This is a genomic window from Streptomyces beihaiensis, assembly GCF_026274175.1.
GTDB lineage: Bacteria > Actinomycetota > Actinomycetes > Streptomycetales > Streptomycetaceae > Streptomyces > Streptomyces beihaiensis.
The window spans coordinates 71,266-78,591 of sequence record NZ_JAPHNL010000035.1 but is presented as its reverse complement, the minus strand read 5'-3'; the positions used below and the strand labels follow the sequence as shown (position 1 = coordinate 78,591).

Here is a 7,326-nt window from a genome sequence, read left to right as displayed (position 1 = left end):
GTCCCGGTGGCCCCCGGCTGCGGCGGCACGCCCGGCACCGCGGGCGCGACGCCCAGCGGTGGCGCCGCGCTCCCGTTCGGCGGGTATGTCACTGACCCCTCCCCCGTGGTCCTTCGTCGGTCACTTCCGCCCTGCGTACGGGCGCGGGCGAAGGTGCACGGCCGTAAGTATTGCCGCAGGGACCGACATCCGCACAGGCGTTGACTCGATCTTGTTCGGGGTTGTTCCGTTTTCTCCCGGCAGGAGCGTGCGCCTCACTTGGGAACACGTGGCCGAGCGGCGTTCGGTTCCCTGCGGGCCTGCGCTATTCGGCCGCCGAGTCCGCGCCGAGCAGCCGGAGCAGGCTGGCGCGCAGGGAGTCCTGGGCCGCGGGGGCGGTGAGCCGCCCGGTCTCCCGTTCCTCGCTGGCGGCGTGGCCGAGCGCGATGGTCGCCGAGACGACCCAGTCGACGGGCAGCCGGTCGTCGAACTCACCGGCCTGCCGCCCGCGCAGCACCGCCCGGCGGATGCGGTCGGCGACGGGGGAGTGCCGCGCGTGGTCCGCCTCGGCGGCGACGGGCTGGGCGGCGATCAGCCGGACGAGCCCCGGGTGGCGCGCGGTCACCCGCGATCCGGCGTCGAGCATGCGGATCAGGGCCTCGGCGGCCGGGCCGGTGTCGAGGTCGACGGCGTCCATGGCCGCGACGCTCTCCTCGGTGAGCCGCTCGGTGACGGCCTGCAACAGCCGCTCGCGGGAGGGGAAGTGGGCGTAGACGGTCGGCCGGGTCACGCCCGCCGCGGCGGCGACGGCGCTCAGGCCCGCGTCGGGGGTGGCGTCGAGAACCTGGATCGCGGCATCCAGGATGGCCGCCCTGCTGCGGAGGGCGTCGGCGCGGCGGTTGCGGTCGGGCGAGGACATCATCGCTCCCCATCCTGCCATCTTTTACGCCTTGTCAAAATTGCGGGTGGCGGCTACCGTATTTTTTGCACGCTGTAAAAGTTATGGCGCCGTGTCCGACGGCCCGACGGCGGGAGAGCAGACCCATGCGTACGTCACTGAGCGACACCGAGCCCGACAAGTTCATCGCCGACTTCTTCGAGTCGTTCACCCAGGACCTGCTGAGCACCGACGGGGACGCCGGACCGGTCGTCGACCGCTACCACACGCCGGACGTCGTGGAGTTCGCCGACGGCATCCGCATCGACCGCGCGGGGCTCGTCGCACACGCCCGTCCGGTCCGCAAGAACCGGCCCACCCTCCGCGTGGAGGTGCACGAGTGCGTCGCCGACGGCGACCGGCTCGCCGCGCGGTACACGCTGCACGCGACGCAGCGCGGCAGGAACATCTCCACCGAGGTCTACTTCTTCGGCCAGTTCGCCGCCGACGGGCGGATGCGCCGGGCTCATATGACCACCCGTACGGTCGCGGAGCAGGAGGCGACGTCTTGACCGGCCTCACACTCCGCCCGGTCGGCCGGGTCGAGTCACCCCTGGCGGCCCGGCGCGACGCGCCGCGGCAGCCCGACGAGGGCGCGCCCGACGCCTGGCTCGTCTTCGACGACCGGTACGCCGAGGCCCTGGACGGCCTCGAACCCGGCACGGACGTCGTCCTGCTCACCTGGCTCGACCGGGCCGACCGCGACACGCTCGCCGTGCACCCGCGCGGCACCCCGCGGCGGCCGCTCACCGGAGTCTTCGCCACCCGCGCGCCCGACCGGCCCAACCCGATCGGCCTGCACACCGTCCACATCCTCGACATCTCCGGCACGCGGGTGCACGTGAGTCACCTGGAGGCGCTCGACGGGACCCCGATCCTGGACGTGAAACCGCTGCTCAGGCGAGACCGGTGAGGCCGGACGCGGTGGCGCCGGAGCCGTCCGCCGGCCCGGCACCGAAACGGAAGTGGTCGCGCACGCGCGCATGCGCCCCGCTGTCCGCTCCCACCGCGTCGAGCCCCAGCAGCGCCGCGCCGAGCACCGGACGTTCGGCCACCACCCGCGGCACCGCCTTCGGCGCCCGCTCGACCAGCAGAGCCGTGATCCGGTCGACCAAGCGGGGATGCCGGGCCGCGAGGACGCCGCCGCCCAGCAGCACCGGCACGGCCTGGCCGCGCAGGCCGAGACGGTCGAGCGCCACCACGGCCATGACCACCACCTCGTCGGCCATCCGGTCCACCAGCGCACCGGCCACCGGGTCACCGTCCGCCGCCGTGGCGAAGAGCACAGGCACCATCTCGTGGCGGCGCGCGTCCGGGACACGCCCCAGGTGCACGGCCTCGATCAGGGCGTACATGGACGGCAGCCCGAAGTGCGCGGGCAGCGCGCGCATCAGCTCGGTCGGCTCGCCCCGCCCGTCCTCCGCCCGCGCCGCGCACCACATGGCCTCCTCCGCGAGCCCCGAGCCGCCGCCCCAGTCACCGGAGATCCGCCCGAGCGCGGGGAACCGGGCGGTGCGCCCGTCGGGCAGCATCCCGGCGCAGTTGATGCCCGCGCCGCACACCACGGCGACACCGCGCGGCTCGGCGTCCTCGGTGAGCCCTGCCCGCAGCACGGCGAAGGTGTCGTTGCGCACCTCGACCCCGGACGCCCACCCGCGGGCGCGCAGCGCCGACGCCAACTCCCGCTCCTCCACCGGAAGATCGGCATTGGCCAGACACGCCGACAGATACCCGACCGAGCCCACCCCCGCTTGCCCGAGCGCCCGCCGCACCACGGCGTCGAGCCCGTCCACGGCGGCGGCGACGCCCACCGCGGGCGGCCGGAACCCGCCGCCGCGGGCCGTGGCGAGCACCCGCCCGTCGGCGGCGACCACCGCGACGTCGGTCTTGCTGTTGCCCGCGTCGACGGCGAGTACACCGGGCGCACCGGAACTCAGGCCCACGCGAGGTGCTCCCGGTTGTGCGCGATCAGCGCGTCGGTGAGTCGCTCGGCGTACTCGTACTGCCCGATCAGCGGGTGCGCGAGCAGCGCCGTGAAGACCCGCTCCCGCCCGCCGCGCAGCGCGGCGTCCAGGGCGAGGTCCTCGTAGGCGCTCACGTGGGAGACCAGACCTGCGAGCAGTGGGTCGAGCCGTGGCACGGGCAGCGGACGCGCGCCCTTGCCGTCGACCGCGGCCTGCACCTCGATGACGGCGTCGTCGGGCAGGAAGGGCAGAGTGCCGTTGTTGTACGCGTTCACGACCTGGTGCGGCGAGCCCCGGCCGTCGCGGCCGCCGAGCAGCGAGGCGGCCAGGTCCACGGCGGCCTCGCTGTAGAACGCCCCGCCGCGCTTCGCGAGCAGCTCCGGCTTCTCGTCGAGCGCCGGGTCGCCGTACAGGGCGAGCAGTTCCCGCTCCATCTGCGCCACTTGCGATGCCCGCGACGGCGAGGTCCGCAGCTCCCGCACGACCTCGTCGTGCTGGTAGTAGTAGCGCAGATAGTAGGAGGGCACGACACCGAGCCGGTCGAGGAGCGCGCGCGGCATGTGCAGATCCTCGGCGACGGCGTCACCGTGGTCGCGGATCAGCCGCGGCAGCACGTCCTCGCCGCCGGGTCCGTCGAGACGGGCGCCCAGCTCCCAGGTGAGGTGGTTGAGGCCGACGTGGTCCAGGTGCACCCGCCCCGGCTCCACCCCGAGCAGCCCGGCGAACTTCCGCTGGAAGCCGATGGCGACATTGCACAGCCCGACGGCCTTGTGCCCGGCCTGGAGCAGCGCACGGGTCACGATCCCCACCGGGTTGGTGAAGTCGATGATCCATGCCTCCGGGTTGGTGCGGCGCACCCGCTCGGCGATGTCGAGCACGACCGGCACGGTCCGCAGCGCCTTGGCGAGACCGCCCGCCCCGGTCGTCTCCTGCCCGACGCAGCCGCACTCCAGCGGCCACGTCTCGTCCTGGCCGCGCGCCGCCTGCCCGCCGACCCGCAGTTGCAGCAGCACGGCGTCGGCGTCCGCGATCCCGGCGTCCAGGTCGGACGTCGTACGGATCACGCCAGGATGCCCCTGCTTGGCGAAGATGCGTCGGGCGAGCCCGCCGACCAGCTCAAGCCTTTCGGTGGCGGGGTCGACGAGGACGAGTTCCTCGACCGGCAGGGTGTCCCTCAACCGGGCGAATCCGTCGACGAGTTCGGGTGTGTAGGTCGACCCACCGCCGACCACAGCGAGCTTCATCTGTATCTCTCAGCCCTTCACTCCGGTGAGGGTGACCCCTTCGACGAACGCCTTCTGCGCGAAGAAGAACACGAGGATCACGGGGGCCATGACCAGGACGGTCGCGGCCATGGTCAGATTCCAGTCGGTGTGGTGCGCGCCCTTGAACGACTCCAGGCCGTAGCTCAGGGTCCACGCACCGGGGTTCTCGGACGCGTAGATCTGCGGTCCGAAGTAGTCGTTCCAGGCGTAGAAGAACTGGAACAGGGCGACGGCCGCGATCCCGGGCTTCGCCATCGGCAGCACGATCCGCAGCAGCGTGCGCAGTTCGCCGCAGCCGTCGACCCTGGCGGCGTCCAGATACTCGTTCGGGATGGTCATGAGGAACTGCCGCAGCAGGAAGATGGAGAACGCGTCGCCGAACGCCATCGGGATGATCAGCGGCCACAGCGTGCCGGACAGGTCGAGCTGTTTGGCCCAGAACAGGTACATGGGGATGACGACGACCTGCGGCGGCAGCATCATCATCGAGATCACCAGCATCAGCGACAGATTCCGCCCCCGGAACCGGAACTTGGCGAGCGCGTACGCCACGGGGACCGACGACGCGACGGTCAGTACGGTGCCGAGCCCCGCGTAGACGAGGGTGTTGCGCCACCAGGTCAGAAAACCCGGGGTGTCGAAGACCTTCCGGTAGTTGCCCCACTCCCAGGTGTGCGGGATCAGGTCCCGGGTCAGCGCCTGCTGGTCGCTCATGAGCGAGGTGAACAGGACGAAGACGAAGGGGAGGACGAAGAACAGCGCGGCGGCGACGGCGAGCGCGTGCACGCCGACCCACCGCAGGACGAGCGTGCGGCGCAGAGCGAGGGAGCGGCGCGCGTCGGGAGAGTGGTTCACGGCTCACTCACCCGCCTGGATCAGGCCGCCACGACGCCGCATCAGGAACGCCGTGAACACCATCGACAGGGCGAACAGCACGAGCGCGACCACGCAGGCGGAGCCGTAGTCGAAACGCTGGAAGCCGAGGTTGTAGACGAGCTGCGGCAGCGTGAGCGTCGACTTGTCGGGATAGCCGGGCTCGAACTGCTGCCCGGAGCCGCCGATGACCCCGGAGGCGACCTTCCCGGCGACCATCGGCTGTGTGTAGTACTGCATGGTCTGGATGACCCCCGTGACGACCGCGAACATCACGATCGGCGAGATGTTCGGCAGCGTCACGAACCGGAAGCGCTGCCACGCCGACGCGCCGTCCAGCTCGGCGGCCTCGTACTGCTCCGTGGGCACGTCGAGCAGCGCGGCCATGAAGATGACCATCAGGTCGCCGATGCCCCACACGGCGAGCAGGGTGAGGGCGGGCTTGGACCAGGCCGGGTCGTTGAACCAGCCGGGAGAGGGCAGGCCGACCCGTTCGAGCAGTGAATTGACCGGCCCCGTACCGGGGTTGAGCAGAAACGCGAACGCCATGGTCGCGGCGACGGGCGGGGCGAGGTAGGGCAGGTAGAACAGGGTCCGGAAGACTCCGACCCCGCTCTTGATCTTGGTGATCAGGAGCCCGGTGCCGAGCCCGAACACGACGCGGCACGTCACCATGATGACGACGAGCCACAGGGTGTTGCGCAGGGCGGGCCAGAACATGGGGTAGGAGGTGAAGACGTACGACCAGTTCTTCAGCCCGGTGAACGACGGCGCGTTGAACCCGTCGTAGTGCATGAAGGAGAAGTAGACGGTCGACACCATCGGGTAGACGAAGAAGACGGAGAACCCGATCAGCCAGGGCGACATGAACGCCGCGGCCCGAAGCGCCGAGGCGCGACGCTTGGAGCGCAGGGTGTTCGGGATGTTCGGCGGATGAACTCGGCTCATGGACGGGTCACTTGGCCTGAGCGATGTCGGTGTCGATCTGCTTCGCCGCGTCGGCCAGCCCCTTGTCGAGGTCGGTGACCTTGCCCTTCTCGTAGTCGTAGCCGAGGTTCTGCAGCGTCACCAGATAGGAACCGCCGTTGGCGGAGGCGGGCGTGGTGGTCGACTTCGGGTTCTCGGCGATGTCGAGGAACGTCTTGAACCGAGGGTCGTACTTCAGCTTCGGCGACTTCAGCGCGGCCAGCGTGGACGGCACGTTGTGGATGGCGTTGGCGAAGTTCACGACGGCGTCGGTGTCGGTCGTCAGATACTTCACGAACTCCCAGGCGGCGTTCTTCTTCGTGCTGGTCGCGGGAATCCCGGCGATGGTGCCGGTGATGTACCCCTTGCCGTAGTCGGCGACCTGGTCGTCGGGCACGGGCATCGGCGCCACCCCGATGTCGAACCCGGGCTTGGCGTCCTCGGCCATCCCGAGCCGCCACTCGCCGTCGACCTGCATGGCGACCTTGCCCTGGGTGAACGGGTGCTTGGGCCCCCACTCGTCGCCGAAGGTGGCCCGGAACTTCTCCAGCCTCCTGTACCCCCCGAGGGAGTCGACGAGCCTCTTCTGCATCCTCAGTCCGGCCTTGAAGGCAGGGTCCTTGGCGATGTTCGACTTGCCGTCGGCGGTGAAGTAGGTGGGCGACCACTGGGCGAGGATGTGCTCGGTGGTGAACTCGTACCCGTGGTAGGTCGGCATGGTGCCGACCCGTTCGTACGAGTCGTCGCCCGACGTCTTCGTGAGCTTCTTGGCGTCGGCGGCGAACTCGCTCCAGGTCTTGGGCGGCTGCGCGATACCGGCGGCCTTGAACAGGTTCTTGTTGTAGTAGAGCCCGTACGCGTCCCCGAGCAGCGGCACCGTGCAGCGCTTGCCGTCGAACTGGGTGTACTCGTTCATGGCCTTGGGGAAGGTGGTGTCCGGATCGATGCCCGCCTTCTTGAAGAAGGGACCGAGATCGACGAACGCGCCGGACGAGCAGAACTTGCCCACGTTGTTGGTGGTGAAGGACGAGACGACGTCGGGCGCCTTGTCACCACCGGCCCGCAGCGCCTGATTGATCTTGTCGTCGTTCATGTTGCCGACGGTCTTGACGTGGATGTTCGGATGGACCTTCTCGAATCCGGCCACGGCCGCCTTGACAGCCTTCACCTCCGACGGCGCGGACCAGCCGTGCCAGAAGGTGATCGTCGTCTCCTTGGAGGCGTCGTCCGTGGCGCCGGAGGACGACTGGCCGGTGCAGGCCGAGGCGAACAGGGCTATGGAGGCGGTCGCGGCGAGCGTGACGGCCGCCCGGCGGCGGTGTGCGGGCATGGCGCGTTCTCC

8 protein-coding genes are annotated in these 7,326 nt (G+C 70.4%); 2 read left to right on the top strand and 6 right to left on the bottom strand.

All coding sequences use genetic code 11. The features are described 5' to 3' along the window. Positions 1-304 precede the first annotated feature (304 nt). Entirely contained in the window at positions 305-919 is a 615-nt protein-coding gene (locus OFY01_RS05245; protein WP_266596750.1) for a TetR/AcrR family transcriptional regulator, read from the bottom strand. Between the two features lie 104 nt (positions 920-1,023). Here OFY01_RS05245 and OFY01_RS05240 point away from each other — a divergent pair, with 104 nt between their 5' ends. Together OFY01_RS05240 and tsaA are read left to right on the top strand one after the other, a co-directional pair. After that, on the top strand, positions 1,024-1,428 hold the full coding sequence (locus tag OFY01_RS05240; RefSeq protein ID WP_266596749.1) for a nuclear transport factor 2 family protein: 405 nt from the start codon (positions 1,024-1,026) through the stop codon (positions 1,426-1,428). Next, complete coding sequence (gene tsaA, locus OFY01_RS05235; RefSeq protein ID WP_266596747.1) at positions 1,425-1,829, top strand: tRNA (N6-threonylcarbamoyladenosine(37)-N6)-methyltransferase TrmO; 405 nt, start codon at positions 1,425-1,427, stop codon at positions 1,827-1,829. Before OFY01_RS05240 ends, tsaA begins: the two co-directional genes overlap by 4 nt. Here the strand turns inward: tsaA and OFY01_RS05230 are convergent. From OFY01_RS05230 to OFY01_RS05210, 5 genes are read right to left on the bottom strand one after another with little or no spacing between them, the layout of a single operon-like run. After that, the gene (locus tag OFY01_RS05230; protein WP_266596745.1) at positions 1,813-2,859 is read right to left on the bottom strand and encodes an N-acetylglucosamine kinase; all 1,047 of its coding nucleotides are present in this window, start codon (positions 2,857-2,859) and stop codon (positions 1,813-1,815) included. The genes tsaA and OFY01_RS05230 overlap by 17 nt on opposite strands. Continuing rightward, positions 2,850-4,124 (bottom strand): 6-phospho-beta-glucosidase, encoded by a 1,275-nt coding sequence (locus OFY01_RS05225; RefSeq protein ID WP_266596743.1) that lies wholly within the window; start codon positions 4,122-4,124, stop codon positions 2,850-2,852. Before OFY01_RS05225 ends, OFY01_RS05230 begins: the two co-directional genes overlap by 10 nt. A 9-nt stretch (positions 4,125-4,133) precedes the next feature. Then, positions 4,134-5,000, bottom strand: coding sequence for a carbohydrate ABC transporter permease (locus OFY01_RS05220; RefSeq protein ID WP_266596741.1), 867 nt, complete (start codon positions 4,998-5,000; stop codon positions 4,134-4,136). A gap of 3 nt (positions 5,001-5,003) precedes the next feature. Beyond that, positions 5,004-5,966: a carbohydrate ABC transporter permease gene (locus OFY01_RS05215; protein WP_266596739.1), complete on the bottom strand. Its 963-nt coding sequence runs from the start codon at positions 5,964-5,966 to the stop codon at positions 5,004-5,006. Positions 5,967-5,973: 7 nt separating this feature from the next. Further along, the gene (locus OFY01_RS05210; protein WP_266596737.1) at positions 5,974-7,314 is read right to left on the bottom strand and encodes an ABC transporter substrate-binding protein; all 1,341 of its coding nucleotides are present in this window, start codon (positions 7,312-7,314) and stop codon (positions 5,974-5,976) included. Positions 7,315-7,326: the final 12 nt, after the last annotated feature.

Excerpts from the sequence above, each read along its gene's own strand:
- OFY01_RS05245 (WP_266596750.1), bottom strand. The coding sequence starts at position 919 with ATGGCAGGATGGGGAGCGATGATGTCCTCGCCCGACCGCAACCGCCGC.
- OFY01_RS05240 (WP_266596749.1), top strand. The coding sequence starts at position 1,024 with ATGCGTACGTCACTGAGCGACACCGAGCCCGACAAGTTCATCGCCGAC.
- OFY01_RS05225 (WP_266596743.1), bottom strand. The coding sequence starts at position 4,124 with ATGAAGCTCGCTGTGGTCGGCGGTGGGTCGACCTACACACCCGAACTC.
- OFY01_RS05215 (WP_266596739.1), bottom strand. The coding sequence starts at position 5,966 with ATGAGCCGAGTTCATCCGCCGAACATCCCGAACACCCTGCGCTCCAAG.
- OFY01_RS05210 (WP_266596737.1), bottom strand. The coding sequence starts at position 7,314 with ATGCCCGCACACCGCCGCCGGGCGGCCGTCACGCTCGCCGCGACCGCC.